Source organism: Variovorax sp. R-27 (genome assembly GCF_049913215.1).
Classification (GTDB): Bacteria; Pseudomonadota; Gammaproteobacteria; order Burkholderiales; family Burkholderiaceae_C; genus Variovorax.
This window is the reverse complement of the sequence record NZ_CP183984.1, coordinates 5,949,158-5,973,677: the sequence shown is the minus strand read 5'-3', so window position 1 is coordinate 5,973,677 and position 24,520 is coordinate 5,949,158. Positions and strand designations below refer to the sequence as shown.

The following is a 24,520-nucleotide window of genomic DNA, read 5'->3' as shown; positions in this document are numbered from 1 at the left end:
TGCTTGCCTACAGTCAGCCCAGCAGGCCGTGCAGGATGTTGGTGACCGGGCTCACGACGTGGTTCACCGTCTGCTCGACCTGGCTGGTGATCGGCGCCACCACTTCGGTCAGGCCCGAGCCGACGGCATGGCCCGCGCCTTCGACCACGCTGGCCACCGTGTCGACCACCGGCGCCACGACACCCGTGGCCCCTGCCAGGATGTCCGTTGCCGGAGCCGCGGCGTGGGAGACCGTGCTGCCCACGGTCTCGACTGCCGGAGCGACTGCGTCGCCCGCCGGCTGCAGGACGTTGGCCACGGCGCCGTCGCCGCCCAGCGCGCCGAGCAGACTGCCGACGAGACCGTCCGCGCCCAGCAGACCGCCGACCAGGCCGTCGCTGCCCAGGAGGTTGCCCACGATGCCGTCCTCGCCGAGAACACCACCGAGCAGGCCGCCACCGCTGCCACTGCCGCCGCCGAGTACGCCGCCAAGGAGGCCGCCGTCGTCACCCAGGACGCCACCGAGCAGTCCGCCGTCGCCGCCGAGCACGCCACCCAGCAGACCGTCGTCACCCAGGACGCCACCGAGCAGTCCGCCGTCGCCGCCGAGCACGCCACCCAGCAGACCGTCGTCACCCAGGACGCCACCGAGCAGTCCGCCGTCGCCGCCGAGCACGCCACCCAGCAGACCGTCGTCACCCAGGACGCCGCCGAGGAGACCACCATCACCACCGAGTACGCCGCCAAGCAGTCCGTCGTCGCCCAAGACGCCGCCGAGGAGACCACCATCACCACCGAGTACGCCGCCAAGCAGTCCGTCGTCGCCCAGGACACCGCCAAGGAGGCCACCGTCCCCGCCGAGCAGACCGCCCAACAGACCACCGTCACCCAGTACGCCACCGAGCAAGCCGCCGTCACCGCCCAGCAGGCTGCCGAGCGGGCCTTCGGCTCCGAGAAGGCCGTCGTCGGCCAGAACGCCACCCAGCAGGCCATCGTCACCGAGAAGGCCGCCCAGCAGGCCGTTATCGCCCAGCACGCCGCTGAGCAGGCCGCCATCTCCCCCGAGCAAACCGGCCAGGGGTGTCTCGCTCAGCAGGTCGCCGACCACGCCGTCGGGTCCGAGCAGGCTGTCGACCAGCCCGCCTTCGCCAAGCAGGCCGCCGGTGAGGCCTTCGCTGCCCAGCAAGCCGGCGAGCGAGCCGTCGCCGCCGAGCACGCCGCCCAGTACGCCATCGTCGCCGAGGAGGCCGTCAACACCGCCGAGCACGCCGCCAAGCAAGCCACCATCACCGCCGAGCAGGCCACCCAGCAGGCCGTCGTCGCCCAGCACGCCACCGAGCAAGCCGCCGTCGCCGCCGAGCAGACCGCCCAGCAGGCCGTCGTCACCCAGCACGCCACCGAGCAAGCCGCCGTCGCCGCCGAGCAGACCGCCCAGCAGGCCGTTGTCGCCAAGCACTCCGCCAAGCAAACCGCCGTCGCCGCCGAGCAGACCGCCCAGCAGGCCGTTATCACCCAGGACGCCACCGAGCAGCCCGCCGTCACCGCCGAGCAGGCCGCCAAGGAGCCCGTCATCGCCAAGCAGTTGCCCGATCAGACCGTCTTCGCCGAGCACGTTGCCCAGCAAGCTGCCGTCGCCCAGCAGACCTTCGAGCACCTGCCCGACCACGCCGTCGGTGCCGACTAGTTCGTCCACGAGGCCGTCGATGCCAAGGCCGGTGGTCACGCCGCCGAGCAGGCCTTCGCTGCCGAGCACGTTTTCGAGGATGTTGCTCAACGCATCGGTCAGGTAGTCGACCTGGCCGATCAGCGACCCGACGAGCGCGTCAGTCAAGCCGTCGCCCAGCAGCCCGTCCACCACGGGGGTGAGCACGCCGCCGATGTTGACGGCCAGGTTGTCGACGGTGTTGTCCAGCGGATCGAATGCGTTCGGATCGTCGGGCCTGAACTCGTTGCCCGCGATCGGCGAGAGCACGTCGTCCAGCAGATCCGTGAGGCCGTCGGCCGCGGGCATCAGCGATGCCAATGTGCCGGATGAACTGGCGGCGACGCTTCTGGCCGCGGCGGCGCTGCCACCTCCGAGGCCGAGGACGTTGTCCAGGGAGCCGAGCAGATGGCCGGCGAGGCTGTCGCCTGGATCGAGCAAGTGGTCGGCATCAGCGTCCGCATCGGCGTCTGCGTCTGCATCCGCGTCGGCATCAGCGTCCGCATCTGCATCTGCATCTGCATCGGCATCGGCATCGGCATCGGCATCGGCATCGGCATCGGCATCGGCATCGGCGTCGGCGTCGGCGTCGGCGTCGGCGTCGGCATCACCGTCCGCATCCGAGTCGGCATCTGCATCCGCATCTGCGTCGGCATCGCTGTCGCCAACGCCCGGAACGAAGAAAGGAACCGCGCCGCCGTCGCTGCCGCCGCCACCGCTCAGCGCGGCGCCGAGCGCGACGGCACCCAGTGCGCCGAGCGCGAATTCACCCAGCCCGATGCCGCTGCCGGCAGCGGTCTTCTTGCTCACCGCAAGCGCCGCGGCTTCCGCGTCGCTGTCGGGCGAAGTCACTTCCAGGTCGCCCGAGGCCACGTCCACATTCACCTGCTCGAGGCCGCTGGCCAGCTTGGTCGTGCTGATGGTGGCGTCGGTGCCGCCCGTGAAGACGCCGGACAGCGGTGCCTTGTTGGTGGCCGATCCGGGGAAGAGAACATTGGCGTGGCCGTCCTGCGGAACGATCACGCGGTCGCCGGCCATCAGCGCCTGGCTGCCGTCGACGGGAATCGAGACGCCGTCGCGCATGAGGACCGTGCCGGGCGTGGCGTTCGACAGTGATCCGATGCCGGCCGGCGCCGCGGGCTGAACTGCGGCGGCGGTAGTGCCCATGGAGGCAATCGGCTTCACTGTCGCCTGGGCGATGACCACCGGCGCAGCACCGTTGTCGGTGCCTCCGGCGATCGAAGAAATCGATGCATTGGCATCCGTCATGGCAGTCTCCTCGGTGGTGGGACTTACTGACGGGGCAACTTGCGTGCCGCATTCTCGCGATGCATCGAGCGCGCATGCGCCGAATGTGCAAGCTATTGATTCATATGAGTTTTTTGCCGGATCAGTGCCGCGATGGAGATCGGCGAAAGCCCTTGGCTGAGCGCTCTTCGGCGCTTGTTACGTAGCGTTGTTACGCGCTGGGGTCGTAACGAGTGCTCGCGCAACGGCAGTCGCCGAAGGCTTCGGCAACGGGTATCTGAACAGGGGCTTGCTGGTTCGACAGGAATCGAAAATCATCCTGCAGGCCGCATGAATACTAGATGTCTTGATTTTTTGTTCCAAAGATACCGACAAAAGTACCGGCAAATTCTTTAGTGTCGTGCTTGCGCAACTACGGGATGGGGTTGGATTTTCTCATCGCGAGGCGCTGGGAGCGTTGCGACCGTGCAGCACTTGCGGAGCTACAAGAGGCGAGCCTATTGGTATCGGTGCCATCTCTACGGCGTGCGTTTTCCCTGCTCGCAACGGGAATTGGGCCAACACCATCGCCGCTCGCGGCGCTTCAGAGGAGATGCAACTGCTTGTCGTTGGCCCCCTTCACCTGGCCGAACCAGATAGCCGACTTGATCGGTTGGCTGCACGTGGTTTGGCGGTCCATTGGCTGATTACGTGATCGCCCAAAGAAAAGCTTTCTGTAGAGGGTCAGTCACTTGAGCCGGTGCGCAATGCTGAGCCAAGGCTACTTGCGCTTCTGGCTTTGATACATCGCGGTTAGCGTGTTCGCCAAATCGTCTGCAACCGCAAAAATCAGTGCATCCGGCATCAGCGCGCACCCTCTGTCCAAGACCATTTTTATTGATGTGGGGTCTGGGACTTCCAAAACCATCTTGACTGTGGTGCCAGTGGAATTCTTGCTTGATAGGTAACCCTGCACCCAAGAGGTCATCATTGCCTCCGTGATGGTTTCCATAGCCAGCCCTGCCGGGGCCTTGCGAGCCTTGATCCAAACATCGCATGAACTGTTGCCGACGCCACCGATTGCGACCTGCGCCTGCAGCAGACCAGTCGCACACAGCATGATTGCCAGGATAACGTATCGAATAGATTTCATGAGCCCATTTTCCACGAGGCGGCGGGCCTCTAAGAGCGCTCGTAAGTACCTACTATGTGCTGCAGCGATGTGGCCGATGCCTGAGTCGAAGCTGAATTGAAACTCGCGGGTGTTGATTGCCGCCGAAAATTGACCCTCTAAAGCCAGTAATTTCCGTCTAAGACTGACCCACGTAAAACTCTACCCTGCTCATTTTTAAAGCAGGGGATCCTAGGAGTGATAGACGTGGCGACATTGAGTGTCATCAGACGCTGGGCCCTGCGCGAGCAGATGTCCATTCGCGAGATAGCCAGGCGTACAGGCCTGTCTCGCAACACCGTAAAGAAGTATCTGCGTGCGGGCGAAGAAATGCCGCGCTACGCCAAGCGGACGGGCTCAAGCAAGCTCGATCCCTATGCCGAGAAGCTCGCGACCTGGCTCGCGATCGAGGCAACCAAATCGCGGAAACAGCGGCGCAATCTGCGGCAGATCCACACACTCAACCTAAAAAGGAGAACACCAAGCACTTATCCACACCGTGAAGCCTTCAGGCTCACAAAGCGAGTGGGTCAGTATTCAATGGAAATCTAGGGTCAGAGATCGGCGGAATCCAACAGTGAGGCAAAGAAAAACCCGCTACGCTGGAGAAACGTGCGGGTTTTGATGCCTGGTGAGACACCGTGATGTCGGTATTTGGTGCCTTCGACAGGAATCGAACCTGTATCTGAGTCTTAGGAGGACCCCGTTCTATCCATTGAACTACGAAGACGGATTGAGGCGAGAGGAGAGGAGACCCCGCTGCGCGCCGCGATTTTATAGGCTTGGCGATGACAGGACGCGCAGGGCCCGCCAGCGCGGGCTAACCCGAATACGAAATCTGCGAAAAGTTGACCGCGATCAAGCAGGCGTGAATCAGTGGCGCGCACCATCGTGCCGGTCCGTATCTCTGCTCAGATCCAAGAACAAAAAAGAGCGAAACACTACACAGGAGACAACCTGATGAAGAAGATCGCTTCGCTCGTTCTGGGCCGTACGAAGGTCGTTGCCGCGGCCGTCCTGGCGCTGGCAGCCGCCACGCCCGCCCTCGCATGGGAACCCACCAAGCCGGTGGAGTTCGTGATTCCCGCCGGCACGGGCGGAGGCGCCGACCAGATGGGGCGCCTGCTGCAGGGCATCGTCATCAAATACAAGCTGATGAAGGAGCCGCTGATCGTCGTCAACAAGTCGGGCGGGGCGGGTGCCGAGGGCTTTCTGGCGGTGAAGGAAGCCAAGGGCGACCCGCACAAGATCGTCATCTCGCTGTCGAACCTGTTCACCACGCCGATGGCTACGGGCGTGCCTTTCAACTGGAAGGACATGACACCGGTCGCCATGCTGGCCCTCGACCAGTTCGTGCTGTGGACCAACGCGACCGAGCCCTACAAGAACGCCGGCGAGTACATTACCGCGGTGAAGACCGCGGGGCCGAGCAAGTTCAAGATGGCCGGCACGGGCTCGAAGCAGGAAGACCAGATCATCACGGTCGCGCTCGAGAAAGCCACCGGCACCAAGTTCATCTACGTGCCGTTCAAGGGTGGCGGCGAGGTGGCGGTGCAGCTGGTGGGCGGCCATGTGAATTCGACGGTGAACAACCCGATCGAGGCGGTGGCGCAGTGGCGTGCGGGCAAGCTGCGCGCGCTGTGCGTGTTCGACGACGAGCGCATGCCGTTCAAGGCCAAGGTCACGGACACGCAGTCGTGGAACGACATTCCCACCTGCAAGGAAGCGGGCGTGCCCACCAAGTACACGATGCTGCGCGGCATCTTCATGCCGCCCGGCGTGACGCCCGACCAGCTTGCGTTCTACAAGGACCTGCTGGTCAAGGTCGCCGCCACGCCGGAGTGGAAGGAGTACATGGAGAAGGGTGCCTTCAACCCGACCTTCATGACCGGCGACGCCTTTGCGAAATGGCTCACCGAGGCCGAGGCCACGCACCGCACGCTGATGGCTGACGCGGGCTTCCTCGCAAGCAACAAGTAGCCGACAGGTCGCGACGGCGGCGCGCGCTGCGCGGCACCCACAGAGTGCCGGCGGCCCGACGGACGGCGTGCGCGCCGCATCCGTCCCTTCCTTCTTTCTCACACACAACCACGATGGGGGCTCCATGGAGCACGACGAAACATCCGAGGGCCCGGCGCGTTCGGGCATCTCCACCCACCTGGTCGAAGCGGCGGTGGCATTGGCGCTGCTGGTGATCGGCCTGGTGGTGGTCTTCGAGGCGCGCAAGCTGGGCGCGGGCTGGACCACCGACGGCCCCGGCGCGGGCTACTTTCCGTTCTTCATCGGCGTGATCATCACGATCTCGGGCGCCGGCATCCTCTACCAGGCACTGCTCGGCAAGAGCCGCAACACCGCGGTGTTCGTCGATTCGGTGCAGCTCAAGCGCGTGCTGTCGGTGCTGGTGCCGGCCACGGTCTACGTGCTGGCGATCACCTTCCTCGGCATCTACCTGGCTTCGGCGATCTATATCGCGCTGTTCATGGTGGTGCTGGGCAAGTACGCGTGGCTTAAGAGCGTGCTTGCCGCGCTGGCGGTCAACACGCTGTTTTTCTTCATGTTCGAGGTCTGGTTCAAGGTGCCGCTGTTCAAGGGCACTCTCGATCCGCTTCGATTCCTCGGCTACTGAACCTACTCACGGAGCACAAGCGAAATGGAAGAAATCAGTGCCCTGATGCAGGGCTTTTCAGTGATCCTCACGCCGATGAACATCGGCCTGATGTTCGTCGGCATCATTCTCGGCGTGTTGATCGGCGTGCTGCCCGGCCTCGGCGGCGCCAACGGCGTGGCGATCCTGCTGCCGCTCACCTTCACGATGTCGCCGACCTCGGCCATCATCATGCTGTCGTGCATCTACTGGGGTGCGCTGTTCGGCGGGGCCATCACCTCGATCCTGTTCAACATACCGGGCGAGCCGTGGTCGGTGGCCACCACCTTCGACGGCTATCCGATGGCGCAGAACGGCCAGGCCGGCGCGGCACTCACGACAGCCTTCACATCGTCGTTCGTGGGCGCCTTTCTCGCGGTGGTGATGATCACCTTCCTCGCGCCGCTGGTCGCCAAGTTCGCGCTCAAGTTCGGCTCGCCCGAATTCTTCGCGGTGTACTTGCTGACCTTCTGCAGCTTCGTCGGCATGGGCAAGGGCTCGCCCTTCAAGATCCTGGCGTCGATGGCGCTGGGCTTCGCACTTGCGAGCGTGGGCATGGACACCGTGACCGGCCAGCTGCGCCTGACCTTCGGCCAGCCCGAGCTGATGCGCGGCTTCGACTTCCTGATTGCGGTGATCGGCCTGTTCGGCATCGGCGAAATTCTGCTGTCGATGGAAGAGGGCCTGAAGTTCTCCGGCAAGAGCGCGAAGATCGATCCCAAGGTCGTGTGGCAAACGTGGAAGCAGCTGCCCAAATACTGGGTGACCTCCATCCGCAGCTCGCTCATCGGCATCTGGATGGGCATCACGCCCGGCGGCGCAACGCCGGCCTCGTTCATGAGCTACGGACTTGCCAAGAAGATGTCGAAGAAGGGCGCCAAGTTCGGCACCGGCGAAATGGAAGGCGTGGTCGCACCCGAAACCGCCGCGCACGCCGCCGGCACCAGCGCACTGCTGCCCATGCTGGCGCTGGGCATTCCTGGTTCGCCTACCGCTGCCGTGTTGCTGGGTGGCCTGCTGATCTGGGGCCTGCAGCCCGGGCCGCTGCTGTTCGTCGAGCAGAAAGACTTCGTCTGGGGCCTGATCGCCAGCATGTACCTCGGCAACATCGTCGGCCTGATCGTGGTGCTCAGCACCGTGCCGCTGTTCGCGTCGATCCTGCGTATTCCGTTCTCGATCATCGCGCCGGTGATCATCGTGATCTGCGCGATCGGCGCCTACACCGTGCACAACGCGATGCTCGACATCTGGTTCATGCTCGGCTTCGGCGTAATGGGCTATCTCTTCAAGAAGCTCGACTTTCCGCTCGCGCCGCTGGTGCTTGCGCTGGTGCTCGGCGACAAGGCCGAAGACTCCTTCCGCCAGGCCATGCTGGTGTCGCAGGGCGACGTGATGGTGATGTTCTCGAACCCGTTGGTCGGCGGCATCACCACACTGGCGCTGGTGCTGCTGTTCTGGCCGCTGATCTCGAAGGCGCTGGCGCTGCTCAACAGAAAGCCGAAGAAGCCCGACGAGTTCGCGGTCGAACGGCCGGTGGACTGAAACACAACGAGGAGCCAAAGACATGCCTGTGATCGCACTGACCCAGGAGATGGGTTCCCTCGCGAAAGACGTTTCGCTGAAGCTCGCCGAAACGCTCGGCCTCGCCGTGATGCGACATGAAGTCATCGAGCACGTGGCAGACCGCATGCAGGTCTCCACGAGCCTGATCGGCCGGCTGCGCGGCGGCAAGGCCGGTCTGGTGGAGCGCCTGACCACCGACTCGCGCAGCGTGGCGCTCTACACGGCCGAGGAACTGTTCGCGTTGGCCGACCGTGGCAATGTGGTGCTGCGCGGCTGGGGTGCCACCTGCCTGCTGCGGCCGGTGCCGCACGTGGTGTGCGTGCGCATCACGCGCTCGCTGAAGAGGCGCGTCGAGTGGCTGATGAGCGACCTCGAAACCGACGACGCCGAATTTGCCGAAGCCGAGATCCGCCGCAGCGACCAGGCCCATGCCGCGCGCATGCACGCGCAGTTCGGCGTGACCTGGGGCGACCCGGTGCTCTACGACCTGGTGCTCAACACCGACCGCCTGTCGATCGAGAGCTGCGTCGAGCAGATCCGCCTGATGGTGAACCGCCCCGAGTTCGCAGAAACGCCGGCGTCGCGTGCGCTGCTTGCCAACATGGCGCTGGAAGCGCGTGTGCGCGCCGCGCTGAAGGAGCATGAGGCAACGCGCGACATCAACGTGACGATCACCGCGAACCAGGGCGAGGTGATGCTGCGCGGCATCGTGCTCAACAGCGATGAGCGGGCGCAGGCCGAGGCGGTTGCTGCGGAGGTGTCGGGAGTCAGTGGTGTCCACAACCAGCTCAGGTTGATGGCGAGCACGCGGCGTTTTGCTTCTGCCAAGCAAACGTGAGTTGGTTCGGGGTGCGCTCACGCCGACGGGGTACCTTGCTCCGCGAATGTCCCCCGGCCTTCGGCCTCCTCCTTTATTTCGCTGCGCAAGGCACCCCATCGGCGTGATCGTTCAGCGCAGCGCTTAAACCTCCGGCACAACGGCAGCGTCCATGTGCGAATGGCATCGGGTGCTCCCCGCAGCGAAATAAAGGAGGAGGCCGAAGGCCGGGGGACATTCGCGGAGGGGAGTACCCGGTGTCATTCGCACGCACCCCGAACAAACCCGAACGAACCTGAACGAATACAGGAACTAGATCTTCCCGCGCTTCCGAAGCCGACTAAGGGTTTCTGCTGAGAGATTCAGATACGAAGCCAGCTCCTTGCTCGGAATCCGGTCCTCGAGCTCCGGATGCTTTCGGATGAACCGATGCACGCGTCCCGCCGCATCGAGCAAATGCAGCGTGATCGTGTGCGCCATGATCTCGCTCATGCCCCGCATCACCAGGAACTCGAACAGTTCCTTGGTTTCCGCATGCCGGTTCAGAAAGGCGATCCATTCCTTCAGCGGAAGGCTCGCCACCCGCGCCTTCGTCACGCAGACGATGCCGTAGGGCGTGGGCGTGCCCAGCCGCAGCGCGGCATAGCTCGTTTCCATGTCGTTCTCGTCGGCGAAGCGAAGGATCATTTCCTTGCCCTCCGGGTTGCTCACCACCCGCTTGAGGATGCCGTCGAGGATGAAGTATTGCTCCATCTCCCGCACGCCCTGATGCAACAGGAATTCGCCCTTGTTGCCGTCCACGATGACGAGATGGGTTTCCAGTTCGGCGCGGTCGGCTTCGCTCAGGTCCTTGAGAAGGATGTTCTGCCGGAGCTGGGCACGAATGATGTTTTTCTCCGGGTGGTTTTCCAACAACGTCATGGTCACCGTCTTGCTCGATTTTTTCGCTGCCGGCGCCATTCATCGGGGCGCGCCGTTTTCGGGAAAGTTGACCGAGGTCAACGGCCGAAAGCTTGAGCCCGAATCATAGTCTTGGCTCGGGCCTTGGCCATTCACCCATGCAGAAGGAGAGACATGTCTTCAGTCAGAACAGAGAAAGAGGCAACCACCACGCTGGACGATGCCCTCAAGCCCGTGAAAACCCGCGATGCCGATGGCGAACAAGTGGTTCGCGCCATCAAGAGCTTGACGGAAGACGCGCCGGCCGCCGAGACCATCGACGGCTTCCATCTTGTCATCGATGCGCTCAAGCTCAACGACATCGACACCATCTTCGGCCTGCCCGGCATCCCGATCACCGACCTCACGCGCATGGCCCAGGCCGAAGGCCTGCGCGTCATCTCGTTCCGCCACGAGCAGCACGCCGGAAACGCCGCAGCAGCAGCAGGCTTCCTCACGCAGAAGCCCGGCATCTGCCTGACCGTGTCGGCCCCCGGTTTTCTCAACGGCCTCACCGCGCTGGCCAACGCCACCACCAACTGCTTTCCGATGATCCTCATCAGCGGCTCCAGCGAGCGCGAGATCGTCGACCTGCAGCAGGGCGACTACGAGGAAATGGACCAGCTCGCCATCGCCAAGCCGCTGTGCAAGGCCGCCTTCCGCGTGCTGCACGCAGAAGACATCGGCGTGGGCATTGCACGCGCCATCCGCGCTGCGCTGTCGGGCCGCCCGGGCGGTGTGTACCTCGACCTGCCCGCCAAGCTGTTCGCTCAGACCATGGACGCAGCAGCCGGCAAGAAGTCGCTCATCAAGGTCGTCGACCCCGCGCCGCGCCAGATCCCGGCTCCCGATGCCGTCAAGCGCGCGCTCGACCTGCTCAAGGGCGCAAAGCGCCCGCTGATCCTGCTCGGCAAGGGCGCCGCCTATGCACAGGCCGATGCCGACATCCGTGCATTCGTCGAGAAGACCGGCATTCCCTACCTGCCGATGTCGATGGCCAAGGGCCTGCTGCCCGACACCCACGTGCAGTCGGCCGCGGCCGCGCGCTCCTACGTGCTGCAGGAAGCCGACGTGGTGCTGCTGGTCGGCGCGCGCCTGAACTGGCTGCTCTCGCACGGCAAGGGCAAGACCTGGGCGCAGGAAAAGGGTGCCAAGCAGTTCATCCAGATCGACATCGCACCGACCGAGATCGACAGCAACGTCGCCATCGAAGCGCCCGTGATCGGCGACATCGGCTCCTGCGTTGCCGCGCTGCTGGCCGGCATCGATGCCAAGTGGGCCAAGCCGCCGGCCGAGTGGACCGGTGCCATTGCCGAGCGCAAGGACAAGAACCTGTCGAAGATGGCCGTCACGCTGGCCGCGCGGCCCTCGCCGATGAACTTCCACAGCGCGCTCAGCGTGATCCGCGACCAGGTGAAGGCGCGGCCCGATGCCATCGTCGTCAACGAAGGCGCCAACACGCTCGACTTCGCGCGCAGCATCGTCGACATGTACGAGCCGCGCAAGCGCCTCGACGTGGGCACCTGGGGGATCATGGGCATCGGCATGGGCTTCTCGGTGGCCGCGGCCGTGGTCACCGGCAAGCCGGTGATCGCCATCGAGGGCGACAGCGCCTTCGGCTTCAGCGGCATGGAGGTGGAAACCATCTGCCGCTACAACCTGCCGATCTGCGTCATCGTCTTCAACAACAACGGCGTCTACCGCGGCACCGACGTGAACGCCAGCGGCACACCCGACGTGGCGCCCACCGTGTTCGTCAAGAACGCGCGCTACGACAAGCTGATGGAAGCCTTCGGCGGCGTCGGCGTGCACGCCACCACTGCCGATGAACTCCAGAAGGCCCTGGCCGAGGCCGTCGCCTCGGGCCGGCCGACCCTGATCAATGCCGTCATCGACGAGACCGCGGGCACTGAAAGCGGCCGCATCACGAGCCTGAACCCCAGCACGGCGAAGAAGAAGTAACCCGAGTTCCACCATTCAAGGAGATATCCAAATGAGCAGCAGCAACAACAAACCACTCAGCGGCATCAAGATCATCGACTTCACGCACGTGCAAGCCGGTCCCGCCTGCACGCAGATGCTGGCCTGGTTCGGCGCCGACGTCATCAAGGTCGAGCGCCCCGGCGCCGGCGACGTCACGCGTTCGCAGCTGCGCGACATTCCCGATGTCGATGCGCTGTACTTCACCATGCTCAACAGCAACAAGCGCTCGCTGACGCTGGACACCAAGCAGCCCGAAGGCAAGGTCGTGCTGGAGAAGCTGATCCGCGAGTCCGACGTGCTGGTCGAGAACTTCGGCCCAGGTGCGCTCGACCGCATGGGCTTCACCTGGGAACGCATCCAGGAACTCAACCCGAAGATGATCGTCGCCTCGGTCAAGGGCTTCAGCGACGGCCACCACTACGACGACCTGAAGGTGTACGAGAACGTCGCGCAGTGCGCAGGCGGTGCCGCATCGACCACCGGCTTCTGGGACGGCCCGCCCACCGTGAGCGCTGCTGCCCTTGGCGACAGCAACACCGGCATGCACCTGGCCATCGGCATCCTCACGGCCATTATCGGCCGCCAGCAGACCGGCAAGGGCCAGCGCGTGGCCTGCGCGATGCAGGACGCAGTGCTCAACCTGTGCCGCGTGAAGATGCGCGACCAGCTGCGCCTCGACAAGCTCGGCTACCTGGAGGAATACCCGCAGTACCCGCACGGCACCTTCAGCGACGTGGTGCCGCGCGGCGGCAACGCCGGCGGCGGCGGCCAGCCGGGCTGGGTGCTCAAGTGCAAGGGCTGGGAGACCGACCCGAACGCCTACATCTACTTCACGGTGCAAGGCCATGCCTGGGCTCCGATCTGCGACGCCATCGGCAAGCCCGAGTGGAAGACCGACCCCGACTACACGACCCCGAAGGCACGCCAGCCGCACATCACCGACATCTTCGCGACCATCGAAGGCTGGCTGGCCGACAAGACCAAGTTCGAGGCGGTCGACATCCTGCGCAAGTTCGACATTCCCTGCGCGCCGGTGCTGACGATGAAGGAACTGCTGCACGACCCGTCGCTGCGCGCCAGCGGCTCCATCGTCGAAGTGCCGCACAAGGAGCGCGGCAGCTACTTCACCGTGGGCAGCCCCATCAAGTTCTCGGACCTCAAGCCCGAGATCACCGGCTCGCCGCTCCTGGGCGAGCACACCGACGAAGTGCTGGCGGAGCTGGGCTACAGCAAGGACCAGATCTCCAACCTGCGCGAAGCCAAGGCTGTGTAGGCCGGGTTCGCTGCGGGGGGCTTCACCCCCTGCAGTGAACGACGACATGTAGACAGGTAGCGCCGGGAGGCACGTATGCAAACGAACCTGGATTTCAAGCAGCTCGTCGAAGGCGCCGGCGACGCGATCATGGTGTGCGATGCGGCAGGCGCGATCACGTTGTGGAACCGCGCCTCCGAGCGCATCTTCGGCTTCACCGAAGCCGAGGCGCTCGGCAAGTCGCTCGACCTGATCATTCCCCAGCGCCAACGCCAGCGGCACTGGGACGGCTACAACAAGACGATGGAAACCGGCGTCACCAAGTACGGCGCCGACCTGCTGCGCGTACCGGCGCTGCACAAGGACGGGCACACGCTGTCGATCGCCTTCACGGTGTCGATGCTGTTCTCCGCCGATCACGAGGTCACGGGCATCGTTGCCATCGTTCGCGACGAGACCGCCCGCTTTGCCGAGGAGCGCAAATTGCGCGCCCGTCTGGTAGAAGTCGAAGCCACGATGATCAAAGAAGGAGACAGTCAATGAGCAAAGCACTCGAGGGCGTTCGAATCCTCGATTTCACCCATGTGCAGTCCGGCCCCACCTGCACCCAACTGCTGGCCTGGTTCGGCGCCGACGTCATCAAGGTCGAGCGTGCAGGCGAAGGCGACGCAACGCGCGGCCAGCTGCGCGACATTCCCGGTGCGGACAGCCTCTACTTCACGATGCTGAACCACAACAAGCGCTCGATCACGCTGGACACCAAGAAGCCCAAGGGCAAGGAAGTTCTCGACAGCCTGATCAAGACCTGCGACGTGCTGGTCGAGAACTTCGCGCCCGGCGCACTCGACCGCATGGGCATTACCTGGGCCCACATCCAGAAGCTCAACCCTCGCATGATCGTGGCTTCGGTCAAGGGCTTCGGCCCCGGCAAGTACGAGCACTGCAAGGTTTATGAGAACGTGGCCCAGTGCGCCGGCGGCGCGGCATCGACCACCGGTTTCGAGGACGGCCCGCCGCTCGTGACCGGCGCGCAGATCGGCGACAGCGGCACCGGCCTGCACCTGGCGCTCGGCATCCTCGCCGCGCTGTTCCAGCGCAACAGCACCGGGCGTGGCCAGCAGGTGCTCGCGCCCATGCAGGACGCCGTGCTCAACCTGTGCCGCGTGAAGATGCGCGACCAGCAGCGCCTGGAACGCACCGGCACCATGCACGAGTACCCGCAGTACCCCGACGGCAAGTTCGGCGACGCGGTGCCGCGCGCCGGCAATGCATCGGGCGGCGGCCAGCCCGGTTCCATTCTCAAGTGCAAGGGCTGGGAGACCGACCCCAACGCATACATCTACTTCATCACGCAGGCGGCCGTGTGGCCGGCGGTGTGCAAGGTCATCGGCGAAGAGGGCTGGATCAACGACGAGGCCTACGCCACGCCGGCCGCGCGCCTGCTGCACCTGAAGCCGATCTTCGCGCGCATCGAGCAATGGACCATGACCAAGACCAAGTTTGAGGCCATGGACATCCTCAACGAGTACGACATTCCCTGTGGGCCGATCCTCTCGATGAAGGAGATCGCCGCGGACGAATCGCTGCGCGAGACCGGCACCATCGTCGAGGTCGACCACCCGGTGCGCGGCAAGTACCTGACGGTGGGCAACCCCATCAAGATGTCCGACAGCCCGACGGTGGTGACGCGTTCGCCGCTGCTCGGCGAACACACCGAGGAAGTGCTGCGGCAGCTCGGCTACGGCGCGGACGAGCTGGAGACATTGCGGGCCGAACGCGTGATCTGAGGCACGGCGGGCGCAGACCCGCCCGCCTGCCATCGTGAGTTGAAAGAAAAAGCGCTGCCTGCGGGTGGCGCGGAAGGCCCTTGGGCGCGTGGATTTGGCGCCTTCCATGCATAACTCATGGCGAATGGTTTTTATAAATTCATTTAATTTTTATTTATTGTCCATCGACCCTACATTTTGAACTCGCCGGGATTTTTCATCCGATTCATCAATTCGGCATTCATTCAAGGAGAAGGTCATGGAAAACCATTCACCCATTCAGTACTGGCGCGACGAAATCGAGCGCAATGCCTATAACGCAGCATTCTTCGAATTGGGGCTGCGCTGGCATTGGGACGGCGAAACCTACGACCGCCTGATGGGCCTGAGCCAGAGCGCCAACGAGCGGATCGGCCATTACCTGAAGACCCATCAGCCGCATCTGCTGAAGGCCTACGACGCCGAATTCCTGGCCGAGGCAATCGAGCAGAAGAAGGAATTGCACAGAAAGCGGGAAATGGCTTCGTCGAGCTATTTCAATTGGGCGGAAAGCCACGGCGTCGAGCTTGGCGCCTGAAATTTCTTGCAAATAAAAAGCCTGCTCCGACCATGAACATCCACGAATACCAGGGCAAGGACGTGTTGCGCCAATACGGCGTGGCGACACCCCGTGGATTCGTCTGCCGTTCGCCCGACGAGGCGGCAGACGCCGCCACCCGCCTCGGTGGCCGGGCCTGGATGGTCAAGGCGCAGATTCATGCGGGCGGCCGCGGCAAGGGCGGCGGCGTGAAGCCCGCATGGTCCGTCGCCGAAGTGCGGCGGCACGCGGACCAGATGCTCGGCATGACGCTGAAGACGCCGCAGACCGGCCCCGAAGGCCGCGTGGTGAAGCAACTCCTGGTCGAGGAGAGCGTCGAGATCGACAAGGAGCTGTACCTCGGCTTCGTGGTCGACCGCAATTCACAGCGCGTGGCGCTGATGGCGTCGAGCGAAGGCGGCATGGACATCGAGGAGGTGGCCGCACGCACGCCCGAGAAGATCCACAAGCTCTTCATCGATCCGGACACCGGCCTGCGGATTGCCGATGCAGACGGCATCGCGCGCCGCATCGGCATCTCCGAGCGCTCGGTGGTGCAGGCGCGCGTGTTCATGCAGAACCTCTACCAGGCCTTCGATGGCAGCGACGCTTCGCTGGCCGAGATCAATCCGCTGGTGCTCACACGCGACGGCCGAGTGATTGCGCTTGACGCGAAGTTCGACTTCGACGCCAACGCGCTGTTCCGCCAGCCGGAGATTGCCGCGATGCGCGACTTCGACGAAGAAGATCCGGTGGAGGTCGAGGCCTCGAAGTTCGATCTTTCATACATCGCGCTCGACGGCGACATCGGCTGCCTGGTCAACGGCGCCGGCCTTGCGATGGCGACGATGGACGCAATCAAGCTCTACGGCGGCTCGCCCGCCAATTTCCTCGACGTGGGCGGCGGTGCAACGGCGGAGAAGGTGACAGAGGCCTTCAAGCTGATGCTGCGCAATCCGAAGCTCAAGGCAGTGCTCGTCAACATCTTCGGCGGCATCATGAAGTGCGACGTGATCGCGCACGGCGTGGTCACTGCAGCGCGCGAGACCGGCCTCACCGTGCCGCTCATCGTGCGCATGAAGGGCACCAACGAAGACCTGGGGCGGACCATCCTCGCGCAGTCCGGACTGTCGATCATCAACACAGACGACATGGCCGAGGCTGCACAGCGGGCCATTGGTGCGGCTCGGAACTGGATGCGCTAGGTATGAAAGCCTGCTCCCTCATTCGCTGCGTCGTTTCGGGGCACGCTCACGCCGACGGGGTGCCTTGCTCCGCGAATGTCCCCCGGCCTTCGGCCTCCTCCTTTATTTCGCTGCGCAAGGCACCCTATCGGCGTGATCGATCAGTGCGGTCGTTGATCGGCCAGGGCCAGAGCTGTGCACGCACCCCGAAGCCAAGCAACCCCAAGATGGAGCAAATGAAATGTCCATCCTGATCAACAAGCACACCCGCGTCATCACGCAAGGCATCACCGGCAAGACCGGCAGCTTCCACACGCAGGCCTGCCTCGAATACGGCAACGGCAAACACTGCTTCGTCGCAGGTGTGAATCCGCTGAAAGCAGGCGGCTCGCTGGCCGGCATCCCGATCTTCGGCACCGTGCAAGAAGCAAAGGCCGAGACAGGCGCCACCGTCTCCGTGATCTACGTGCCGCCAGCCTTCGCCGCTGCAGCAATCGACGAAGCAGTCGATGCTGAACTCGACCTCGTCATCTGCATCACCGAAGGCATCCCTGTGCGCGACATGATCCGCACCCGCCACCGCATGCAAGGCCGCAAGACGCTGCTGCTCGGCCCGAATTGCCCCGGACTCATCACGCCCGGCGAAATCAAGATCGGCATCATGCCGGGCCATATCCATCAGCGCGGTCGCATCGGTGTCGTCTCGCGCTCGGGCACGCTGACCTACGAGGCCGCGAGCCAGCTCGCGAGCTTCGGCATCGGGCAGTCGACCGTGGTCGGCATCGGCGGCGACCCGGTCGGCGGGCTGCGGCACATCGACGTGCTGAAGATGTTCAACGACGACCCGCGCACCGACGCCGTGATCATGGTCGGCGAGATCGGCGGCGATGCTGAAGAGGAGTGCGCGCGCTGGATCCGCGACCACATGCGCAAGCCCGTGGTCGGCTTCATCGCGGGCGCCAGCGCGCCGCCCGGCAAGCGCATGGGCCATGCGGGCGCCATCATTTCCGGCGGCCGCGGCACTGCCGAGGAAAAGCTCGCGGTGATGAAGGAATGCGGCATCCACGTGACGCGCAATCCGGCCGAGATGGGAAAGCTGCTCGCCTCGCTCGTCATTCCCGACTACCTCCCGTTCGACTGACTGACGGTAGGCCGCCCAGAATTTTCATCAATCCAGAAAGCAGATAACAACATGGAACAGCAGCAGAAAAAATGGGTCCGCTTCGAGCATGCCGGTGGCATCGGCTTCGGCACACTGGAAGGCGATGCCGTGCACGAGCGCCAGGGCGACATGTTCGGCAGCTCGGAGCTCACGGGCCGCGTGTTCGCACTGGCCGGGCTGCAACTGCTCACGCCGACCGAGCCGACCAAGGTCATTGCGCTGTGGAACAATTTCCACGCATTGGGCGCGAAGCTGAGCCTGCCGGTGCCGGCCGAGCCGCTGTACCTGCTGAAGACGCCCAATTCATATCTCGCCCCCGGCGCTCCCATCCGCAAGCCGCTGTGCGACGGCAAGGTGGTGTTCGAAGGCGAGCTCGGCATCGTGATCGGCAAGACCGCCACCGCCGTTTCCGAAGCCGACGCGCTCGACCACGTGTTCGGCTACATCTGCGCCAACGACGTGACGGTGGCCGACATCCTCAACCGCGACGCATCGTTCGCGCAATGGGTGCGCGCCAAGGGCTTCGACACCTTCTGCCCCATGGGCCCGGTGGTTGCCACCGGCCTCGATCCCGCAACGCTCACCGTGACCACGCTGCTCAACGGCGAGGTGCGACAGAACTACCCGATCGGCGATATGCGCTTCTCGGTGCAGCAACTTGTGAGCCTCATCTCGCAGGACATGACGCTGCACCGCGGCGACGTGATCCTCTGCGGCACCTCGGTCGGCGTCGGCTCCATGAAGCCCGGCAGCCTTGTGGAGATCGAGATCGACGGCATCGGCAAGCTCAGCAACCGCTTCGGCTGACCCACCGCCGAAGGGTCGCGCAACGAATTCAACTCTTGGGGATCGACATGAAGATTGCAATCATCGGCGCGGGCGCCATCGGCGGACTGGTCGGCGCAAAGCTCGCGCTGGCCGGCGAGGACGTGACGTTCATCGTGCGCGGCGCCAACCTCGATGCCATTGGCAAGAACGGCATCAAGCTGATCTCGGCCGAAGGCGAAGAGCAGGTGGCGCGCAACGTCAAGGCCACCGACCGCTATGACGAGGCCGGCCCGCAGGACATCGTCGTCCTCGCGATGAAGGCCCACCAGGTCGAGGCGGTGGCCAACGACGTGCCAAAGCTGTTCGGGCCCGAAACGGTGGTCGTGACGATGCAGAACGGCATCCCGTATTGGTACTTCCACCAGCACGGGGGCGCGCTCGCGGGTACGCCGGTGCGCAGCGTCGATCCCTCGGGGCTCGTTGCCACGAAGATCCCCGCGCAGCGCGTGATCGGCTGCGTGGTGTATCCGGCATCGGAGCTGATCGCGCCTGGCGTGGTCAAGCACATCGAAGGCGACCGCTTCCCTGTTGGCGAGCTCGATGGCTCGGCGAGCGAGCGTGTGAACCGTGTCTCTGCCTGCTTCACCGGCGCAGGCTTCAAGGCACCCGTGCTCGACAACATCCGCGCCGAGATCTGGCTCAAGCTGTGGGGCAACCTGACCTTCAACCCGATCAGCAGCCTCTCGCATTCGACCCTGGTCGACATCTGCCAGTACCCGCCTTCGCGCGAACTTGCCGCCGCGATGATGCGCGAGGCCCAGGCTGTCGCGCACAAGCTCGGCATCGAGTTCCGCGTGACGCTCGAAAAGCGCATTGCGGGCGCGGAGAAGGTCGGCAAGCACAAGACATCGATGCTGCAGGACGTGGAAGCAGGGCGCGCACCGGAGATCGACGCGCTGGTGGGCGCGGTGGTCGAGCTGGCCCGGCTCACCGAGACCCCGACGCCGCACATCGACACCGTCTACAGCCTGGTCAAGCTGCTCGCGCGCACCATGGAAGACCAGCGTGGCCGCGTCAAGCTCCATGAAATGACAGCAGCATGAGACGCACACGCAGCGCAAAGATCGTCGCCACGCTCGGCCCGGCCACCACCGACGAGCCAGCCATCCGCGCGCTGTTCGAGCGTGGCGTGGACGTGTTCCGGCTCAACTTCAGCCACGGCACGCAGCATGACCACGCACGGCGTCTGGAAACCATCCGCCGCCTCGAGAAGGAATTCAACCGGCCCATCGGCATCCTGCTCGATTTGCAGGGGCCCAAGCTGCGGCTGGGCACTTTCGAAGGCGGTCGCGCGCAGCTCGATGCGGGCGCGCGCTTCCGGCTCGACATGGACAAGACCAGCGGCAGTGCACGCCGCGCGCCTCTGCCGCATCCGGAAATCTTCGCCGCGCTGCAGGACGGCACCGAGCTGCTGCTCGACGATGGCAAGCTGCGGCTGCGCGTGGACAGCCACGGCGCCGACTTCGCAGAGACCACGGTGCTGGTCGGCGGGCCTATCTCCGACCGCAAGGGCGTGAACGTGCCGAGCGTGCTGCTACCGATCTCGCCGCTGACGCCGAAGGACCGCGACGACCTCGACTTCGGCCTGTCGATGGGCGTCGACTGGGTTGCGCTCTCGTTCGTGCAACGGCCGGAGGACATCGAGGAGGCGCGCGCCATCATCGGCACGCGCGCCTGGATCATGGCCAAGCTGGAGAAGCCCGCGGCCATCGAGCATCTGGATGCGATCGTCGCGCTGTGCGATGGCCTGATGGTGGCGCGCGGCGACCTCGGCGTGGAACTGCCGCCCGAGCAGGTGCCCGAGCTGCAGCGCCTGATCGTGCGCGCCTGCCGCAAGGGCGGCAAGCCGGTGGTGGTGGCGACGCAGATGCTCGAATCGATGATTGCCTCGCCGGTGCCCACGCGCGCCGAGGTGTCGGACGTTGCAACCGCCATCTACGACGGCGTCGATGCGGTGATGCTCTCGGCCGAATCGGCCTCGGGCAAGTACCCGCTCGAAGCGGTCGCGATGATGGACCGCACCATCGTGCGCGTGGAGGCCGATCCTTCCTACCGCGCGGGCATCGACGCCACGCACGATGCGGCGCTGTCGACCACGGCAGATGCTGTCTGCGCCTCGCTGCGCCAGGTGGCCGCGCTGCTCGCGCCGGCCGCCACCGTGACGTACACCTCCTCGGGCTTCACCAGCCTGCGCGCGGCGCGAGAGCGCCCGGCGGTGCCGATATTGAGCCTCACGCCCGACACCGTCGCGGCGCGCCGCATGGCGATGGTCTGGGGCGTGCATGCGGTGCTGGTCGACGACGTGCACGACGTGGGCGAGATGATCGAATGCGCCTGCCGCACGGCACGCGCCGAGGGCTTCGCGAAGGCGGGCGACGACGTGGTGGTGGTCGCGGGCCTGCCCTTCGGGCAATCGGGCACCACCAACCTGCTGCACGTCGCGCGAATACCGGACTGAAGCGGACTGAGCGCGCGGCGCCAGCGCAGGCGTTGGCGCGCTGTACGATGCCGCTCGACTGCAGCCACCCTCTTTCCCGATGAAGCATGCGACCCTGCGCCAGTTGAAAGTCTTCGAGGCAGTGGCGCGGCTGCTGAGTTTTTCGCGCGCGGCCGAGGAGCTTCACCTCACGCAGCCCGCCGTCTCCACGCAGGTGCGCAAGCTCGAGGAGCACGCGGGCAATGCGTTGTTCGAGCAGTTCGGCAAGAAGATCTATCTCACGCCTGCGGGCACCGAGCTGCTGCAGATCAGCCGCGCGATCATCCAGCAGTTCGAAGCGGCCGAGAACGCGATGATGCAGTTCAAGGGCGTCTCGGGCGGCAAGCTCAACGTGGGTGTGATCAGCGCGGGCGACTACTTCTTTCCGCGCCTGCTGGTGGAGTTCGCGAGCCGGCACCAGGGCGTGACGCTGAACTTCACGGTGCACAACCGGGCGGGGCTGCTGACCCACATCGCAGAGAACCTCACGGATCTCGCGATCATGGTGCGGCCGCCGACCGACCTGGACACCGTCAACCAGCCCTTCGCGCCGCACCCTTACGTGATCGTCGCGGCACCGAGCCATCCGCTGGTGGGTGTGAAGAAGATCCCGATGGCACGGCTGATGCGCGAGCCCTTCGTGGTGCGCGAGAAAGCATCGGACACCTGGCATTCGATGGAAGACGGCTTTGGCGGCGATCTGAGCGGCATCAACATCGCAATGGAGATCCGCAGCACCGAGACCATCAAGCAGGCGGTGATCGCGGGCATGGGCGTGAGCTTCGTGTCGGCCCACACGGTGAGCCAGGAGATGCGCGCGGGCAGTCTCTGCGTGCTCGACGTGGAAGGCTTTCCGCTGATGCTCAACTGGTACGTGGTGCACCGCCGAAGCAAGCGCCTGCCGCCGGTGGCGCAGGCCTTCAAGGACTTTCTGCTGAGCGACGGGCCGTCGCTGATCTCGCAGATCGTGCCGTTCGGGAACCACAAAGAAAAAGAGCGCGGCGAGTAACTCGCGCGCGCTCTTTGTGGGGGAGGGATCCGGTGCGGCGGCTCAACGCTGCACGGCCGCCCTGCGGCGTTGCATCAGCGCGGCACGTGCGGCCTTGTAGAAGATCACGATGGGCATTGCGGCGAACAGTTCGCGCATTGCGTCGTTGGCGGTGGACGACGAGGCCGGGGTACGGAGGCTGCTGGAATTCAGTGTGGTGTGGCTCATTGAGGGCTCCAAAGGATTGAATCTAAAAGACCGAAGGGATTACCCTGAATTTTAGGGTTTACCCTAGACGAGAGCAAACGCCATTTTTGCGTTTCTTGACCTAGGTCAATTTTTTCGGAGGCAGACAGGTTCTTGCGTAGGCCTGCAACCCGTCTGCAGGAGCGCTTCCGGAGCACATGAGCGAGCGCGCAACGCGCATCGCAAATTCATGAAGGCCATCGCACTGGCCATCGAAAGTTCGCGCGAAGACTTCCGCGATTTTTTCTTCATCGCACCATGCCGCCGCAATGTTGCTGCAATGCCGTCGCATCGCGCGATGCACATCGCATGCAGCGCGATGCACGCACGCATCGCGGTGTGTTTCGAGCGGCATCGAAACGCGCAAAGCGCGCGTGCAACGAGGCCTCGTGCTAGGGATATCACGGGGGTCTCACGAGGGCGCGATTCGTGTGAACTTGACTGAGGTCAAGAGTTTTTGAGTCGCTCAGTCCGACAGTCATTCACGCGCAGAAAACTGGTGATCCCAATGCCGTGTAGCGATGCCAAGGAAACCTCGTCGCCTTTCGATGCGCACCGATCGCTCGACTGATTGCTCTGTATTCGCAGCCTGTCGGATTTAAACGAAAACACCAAGGACAACTCCATGACTCGGCCCACCTCCACGACCGCGGGTTCCAACCCCGCGATGTATCCCCCGTCCGAAACCTATGGCGCGACCGCGACGCGATCCGAGGCTTACCGATGGGGGCAGTTGCTGATCGGCATCGTCTGCATGGCGATGATCGCCAACCTGCAGTACGGATGGACGCTCTTCGTCAATCCGATCGCAGACAAGCACGGCTGGAGCCGCGCCGCGATCCAGGTCGCGTTCACCATCTTCGTGCTCACCGAGACATGGCTCGTGCCCATCGAAGGCTACCTGGTCGACCGCTTCGGCCCGCGTCCCGTGGTGCTGGTGGGCGGCGTGCTGTGCGGCCTGGGCTGGGTGCTCAACTCGGTGGCCGACTCGCTGCCGCTGCTGTACATCGCGGCGGCCGTTGGCGGTATCGGCGCCGGTGCTGTCTACGGCACCTGCGTGGGCAATGCGCTCAAGTGGTTCCCCGATCGCCGGGGGCTTGCCGCGGGCATGACCGCAGCGGGCTTCGGTGCGGGCTCGGCCCTCACGATCATTCCGATCTCCGCGATGATCAAGTCGAGCGGCTATGAATCTGCGTTTCTGTATTTTGGGATCGGGCAGGGACTCATCGTGTTCCTGCTCGCATGGATGCTGACCCGCGCGCCAAGCCACTCCAAGGCATCGAACAGCCGCAACGTGCAGCAGGCTGGCCGCGACTACGCACCGTCCGAGGTGCTGCGCTCGCCCGTCTTCTGGGTGATGTACGCGATGTTCGTGATGGTGGCCGCCGGCGGCCTGATGGCCACGGCGCAGCTTGCGCCCATCGCCAAGGACTTCAAGATCATGGACGTGCCGGTCAACATCATGGGCCTGGTGCTGCCCGCGCTGACCTTCGCGCTCGCCATCGACCGCGTGCTCAACGGCCTCACGCGGCCCTTCTTCGGCTGGGTGTCCGACAAGATCGGCCGCGAGCAGACCATGTTCATCGCCTTCGCGATGGAGTCGGTCGGCATCCTGATGCTCTACCACTACGGCCAGAACCCGATCCTCTTCGTGATCCTGACCGGCATCGTGTTCTTCGCCTGGGGCGAGATCTACAGCCTGTTCCCGTCGACCTGCGCCGACACCTTCGGATCGAAGTACGCGGCGTCGAACGCAGGCATGCTCTACACCGCGAAGGGCACGGCCTCGCTGCTGGTGCCGCTGTCGAGCGTGCTCGCGGCTGCCACCGGCAGCTGGCAGGCGGTCTTCATCGTGGCCAGCGCGGTCAATGCGCTCGCGGCGCTGATGGCGTGGTTCGTGTTGCGGCCGATGCGCCGCAAGCACATCGAGGCGAGCCGCGTCGTCGAATAAATAGACCACCATCGGCTTTCCGTCAGCCGGTACCATCCGGCTTTCTTCCGCCCACGCAGCCCTGC

General features: G+C 64.5%; 21 protein-coding genes, 1 tRNA gene and 1 pseudogene. 18 read left to right on the top strand and 5 right to left on the bottom strand.

The features are described 5' to 3' along the window. Positions 1-13: 13 nt before the first annotated feature. Together ACN9MV_RS28025 and ACN9MV_RS28020 are read right to left on the bottom strand one after the other, a co-directional pair. Positions 14-2,950, bottom strand: a complete 2,937-nt coding sequence (locus ACN9MV_RS28025) for a hypothetical protein (protein WP_426390431.1) — start codon at positions 2,948-2,950, stop codon at positions 14-16. Positions 2,951-3,689: 739 nt separating this feature from the next. Continuing rightward, positions 3,690-4,061 (bottom strand): hypothetical protein, encoded by a 372-nt coding sequence (locus tag ACN9MV_RS28020; protein WP_426390430.1) that lies wholly within the window; start codon positions 4,059-4,061, stop codon positions 3,690-3,692. 216 nt (positions 4,062-4,277) lie between these two features. On the opposite strand from ACN9MV_RS28020, the pseudogene ACN9MV_RS28015 reads away from it, so the two are divergent. Beyond that, positions 4,278-4,535: pseudogene (locus ACN9MV_RS28015) on the top strand (helix-turn-helix domain-containing protein); the annotation flags it as partial. A gap of 199 nt (positions 4,536-4,734) precedes the next feature. Here the strand turns inward: ACN9MV_RS28015 and ACN9MV_RS28010 are convergent. Then, positions 4,735-4,809, bottom strand: a tRNA-Arg gene (locus ACN9MV_RS28010). Between the two features lie 230 nt (positions 4,810-5,039). Here ACN9MV_RS28010 and ACN9MV_RS28005 point away from each other — a divergent pair. The 4 genes from ACN9MV_RS28005 to ACN9MV_RS27990 all read left to right on the top strand — a co-directional run bounded on the left by ACN9MV_RS28005 (position 5,040) and on the right by ACN9MV_RS27990 (position 9,124). Continuing rightward, positions 5,040-6,059 carry a Bug family tripartite tricarboxylate transporter substrate binding protein gene (locus ACN9MV_RS28005; protein WP_093057507.1) on the top strand — a complete coding sequence of 340 codons (1,020 nt, stop codon included), beginning with the start codon at positions 5,040-5,042 and terminating at the stop codon, positions 6,057-6,059. Positions 6,060-6,183: 124 nt separating this feature from the next. Beyond that, entirely contained in the window at positions 6,184-6,705 is a 522-nt protein-coding gene (locus ACN9MV_RS28000; protein WP_426390429.1) for a tripartite tricarboxylate transporter TctB family protein, read from the top strand. Positions 6,706-6,729: 24 nt separating this feature from the next. Beyond that, the gene (locus tag ACN9MV_RS27995; protein ID WP_093057509.1) at positions 6,730-8,265 is read left to right on the top strand and encodes a tripartite tricarboxylate transporter permease; all 1,536 of its coding nucleotides are present in this window, start codon (positions 6,730-6,732) and stop codon (positions 8,263-8,265) included. Between the two features lie 22 nt (positions 8,266-8,287). After that, positions 8,288-9,124, top strand: coding sequence for a cytidylate kinase family protein (locus ACN9MV_RS27990; protein ID WP_426390428.1), 837 nt, complete (start codon positions 8,288-8,290; stop codon positions 9,122-9,124). 291 nt (positions 9,125-9,415) lie between these two features. Here ACN9MV_RS27990 and ACN9MV_RS27985 read toward each other — a convergent pair whose 3' ends face one another. Further along, a complete protein-coding gene (locus ACN9MV_RS27985; protein WP_093057638.1) occupies positions 9,416-10,024 on the bottom strand; it encodes a Crp/Fnr family transcriptional regulator in 609 nt (202 codons plus the stop codon). Between the two features lie 153 nt (positions 10,025-10,177). Here ACN9MV_RS27985 and oxc point away from each other — a divergent pair, with 153 nt between their 5' ends. From oxc to ACN9MV_RS27930, 11 genes are all read left to right on the top strand, one after another. Beyond that, on the top strand, positions 10,178-12,004 hold the full coding sequence (gene oxc / locus ACN9MV_RS27980) for an oxalyl-CoA decarboxylase (RefSeq protein ID WP_093177422.1): 1,827 nt from the start codon (positions 10,178-10,180) through the stop codon (positions 12,002-12,004). A gap of 31 nt (positions 12,005-12,035) precedes the next feature. Continuing rightward, the gene (frc, locus tag ACN9MV_RS27975) at positions 12,036-13,298 is read left to right on the top strand and encodes a formyl-CoA transferase (protein WP_093177424.1); all 1,263 of its coding nucleotides are present in this window, start codon (positions 12,036-12,038) and stop codon (positions 13,296-13,298) included. 75 nt (positions 13,299-13,373) lie between these two features. After that, a complete protein-coding gene (locus ACN9MV_RS27970) occupies positions 13,374-13,820 on the top strand; it encodes a PAS domain-containing protein (RefSeq protein ID WP_093079768.1) in 447 nt (148 codons plus the stop codon). Beyond that, positions 13,817-15,064: a formyl-CoA transferase gene (gene frc / locus ACN9MV_RS27965; protein ID WP_093057514.1), complete on the top strand. Its 1,248-nt coding sequence runs from the start codon at positions 13,817-13,819 to the stop codon at positions 15,062-15,064. Before ACN9MV_RS27970 ends, frc (ACN9MV_RS27965) begins: the two co-directional genes overlap by 4 nt. A gap of 238 nt (positions 15,065-15,302) precedes the next feature. Next, complete coding sequence (locus tag ACN9MV_RS27960) at positions 15,303-15,620, top strand: hypothetical protein (RefSeq protein ID WP_093057515.1); 318 nt, start codon at positions 15,303-15,305, stop codon at positions 15,618-15,620. A 32-nt stretch (positions 15,621-15,652) separates the two neighbouring features. Then, positions 15,653-16,825, top strand: a complete 1,173-nt coding sequence (gene sucC, locus ACN9MV_RS27955) for an ADP-forming succinate--CoA ligase subunit beta (RefSeq protein ID WP_426390427.1) — start codon at positions 15,653-15,655, stop codon at positions 16,823-16,825. A gap of 220 nt (positions 16,826-17,045) precedes the next feature. Next, positions 17,046-17,945, top strand: a complete 900-nt coding sequence (gene sucD, locus ACN9MV_RS27950; protein WP_093177427.1) for a succinate--CoA ligase subunit alpha — start codon at positions 17,046-17,048, stop codon at positions 17,943-17,945. A 51-nt stretch (positions 17,946-17,996) separates the two neighbouring features. Beyond that, positions 17,997-18,773, top strand: coding sequence for a fumarylacetoacetate hydrolase family protein (locus ACN9MV_RS27945; RefSeq protein ID WP_426390426.1), 777 nt, complete (start codon positions 17,997-17,999; stop codon positions 18,771-18,773). Positions 18,774-18,820: 47 nt separating this feature from the next. Beyond that, positions 18,821-19,837 carry a 2-dehydropantoate 2-reductase gene (locus ACN9MV_RS27940; protein ID WP_097198010.1) on the top strand — a complete coding sequence of 339 codons (1,017 nt, stop codon included), beginning with the start codon at positions 18,821-18,823 and terminating at the stop codon, positions 19,835-19,837. Further along, positions 19,834-21,252, top strand: a complete 1,419-nt coding sequence (gene pyk, locus ACN9MV_RS27935; RefSeq protein WP_426390425.1) for a pyruvate kinase — start codon at positions 19,834-19,836, stop codon at positions 21,250-21,252. The genes ACN9MV_RS27940 and pyk overlap by 4 nt, the downstream gene beginning before the upstream one ends. Positions 21,253-21,331: 79 nt before the next feature. After that, a complete protein-coding gene (locus ACN9MV_RS27930; RefSeq protein WP_354337969.1) occupies positions 21,332-22,279 on the top strand; it encodes a LysR family transcriptional regulator in 948 nt (315 codons plus the stop codon). 42 nt (positions 22,280-22,321) lie between these two features. On the opposite strand, the gene ACN9MV_RS27925 is transcribed toward ACN9MV_RS27930, so the two are convergent. Then, positions 22,322-22,486 carry a hypothetical protein gene (locus ACN9MV_RS27925; protein WP_176928890.1) on the bottom strand — a complete coding sequence of 55 codons (165 nt, stop codon included), beginning with the start codon at positions 22,484-22,486 and terminating at the stop codon, positions 22,322-22,324. 208 nt (positions 22,487-22,694) lie between these two features. Between ACN9MV_RS27925 and ACN9MV_RS27920 the strand changes: the two genes are divergently transcribed. Then, positions 22,695-22,949 (top strand): hypothetical protein, encoded by a 255-nt coding sequence (locus tag ACN9MV_RS27920; RefSeq protein WP_426390424.1) that lies wholly within the window; start codon positions 22,695-22,697, stop codon positions 22,947-22,949. Between the two features lie 222 nt (positions 22,950-23,171). After that, entirely contained in the window at positions 23,172-24,455 is a 1,284-nt protein-coding gene (oxlT, locus tag ACN9MV_RS27915) for an oxalate/formate MFS antiporter (protein ID WP_371127396.1), read from the top strand. The last annotated feature ends 65 nt before the right edge of the window (positions 24,456-24,520 follow it).

Bases quoted from the DNA above. Each gene is read 5' to 3' on its own strand.
- ACN9MV_RS28025 (WP_426390431.1), bottom strand. From the start codon at position 2,950: ATGACGGATGCCAATGCATCGATTTCTTCGATCGCCGGAGGCACCGAC.
- ACN9MV_RS28020 (WP_426390430.1), bottom strand. From the start codon at position 4,061: ATGAAATCTATTCGATACGTTATCCTGGCAATCATGCTGTGTGCGACT.
- ACN9MV_RS28005 (WP_093057507.1), top strand. From the start codon at position 5,040: ATGAAGAAGATCGCTTCGCTCGTTCTGGGCCGTACGAAGGTCGTTGCC.
- ACN9MV_RS28000 (WP_426390429.1), top strand. From the start codon at position 6,184: ATGGAGCACGACGAAACATCCGAGGGCCCGGCGCGTTCGGGCATCTCC.
- ACN9MV_RS27995 (WP_093057509.1), top strand. From the start codon at position 6,730: ATGGAAGAAATCAGTGCCCTGATGCAGGGCTTTTCAGTGATCCTCACG.
- ACN9MV_RS27990 (WP_426390428.1), top strand. From the start codon at position 8,288: ATGCCTGTGATCGCACTGACCCAGGAGATGGGTTCCCTCGCGAAAGAC.
- ACN9MV_RS27985 (WP_093057638.1), bottom strand. From the start codon at position 10,024: ATGACGTTGTTGGAAAACCACCCGGAGAAAAACATCATTCGTGCCCAG.
- oxc (WP_093177422.1), top strand. From the start codon at position 10,178: ATGTCTTCAGTCAGAACAGAGAAAGAGGCAACCACCACGCTGGACGAT.
- frc (WP_093177424.1), top strand. From the start codon at position 12,036: ATGAGCAGCAGCAACAACAAACCACTCAGCGGCATCAAGATCATCGAC.
- ACN9MV_RS27970 (WP_093079768.1), top strand. From the start codon at position 13,374: ATGCAAACGAACCTGGATTTCAAGCAGCTCGTCGAAGGCGCCGGCGAC.
- frc (WP_093057514.1), top strand. From the start codon at position 13,817: ATGAGCAAAGCACTCGAGGGCGTTCGAATCCTCGATTTCACCCATGTG.
- ACN9MV_RS27960 (WP_093057515.1), top strand. From the start codon at position 15,303: ATGGAAAACCATTCACCCATTCAGTACTGGCGCGACGAAATCGAGCGC.
- sucC (WP_426390427.1), top strand. From the start codon at position 15,653: ATGAACATCCACGAATACCAGGGCAAGGACGTGTTGCGCCAATACGGC.
- sucD (WP_093177427.1), top strand. From the start codon at position 17,046: ATGTCCATCCTGATCAACAAGCACACCCGCGTCATCACGCAAGGCATC.
- ACN9MV_RS27945 (WP_426390426.1), top strand. From the start codon at position 17,997: ATGGAACAGCAGCAGAAAAAATGGGTCCGCTTCGAGCATGCCGGTGGC.
- ACN9MV_RS27940 (WP_097198010.1), top strand. From the start codon at position 18,821: ATGAAGATTGCAATCATCGGCGCGGGCGCCATCGGCGGACTGGTCGGC.
- pyk (WP_426390425.1), top strand. From the start codon at position 19,834: ATGAGACGCACACGCAGCGCAAAGATCGTCGCCACGCTCGGCCCGGCC.
- ACN9MV_RS27930 (WP_354337969.1), top strand. From the start codon at position 21,332: ATGAAGCATGCGACCCTGCGCCAGTTGAAAGTCTTCGAGGCAGTGGCG.
- ACN9MV_RS27925 (WP_176928890.1), bottom strand. From the start codon at position 22,486: ATGAGCCACACCACACTGAATTCCAGCAGCCTCCGTACCCCGGCCTCG.
- ACN9MV_RS27920 (WP_426390424.1), top strand. From the start codon at position 22,695: ATGAAGGCCATCGCACTGGCCATCGAAAGTTCGCGCGAAGACTTCCGC.
- oxlT (WP_371127396.1), top strand. From the start codon at position 23,172: ATGTATCCCCCGTCCGAAACCTATGGCGCGACCGCGACGCGATCCGAG.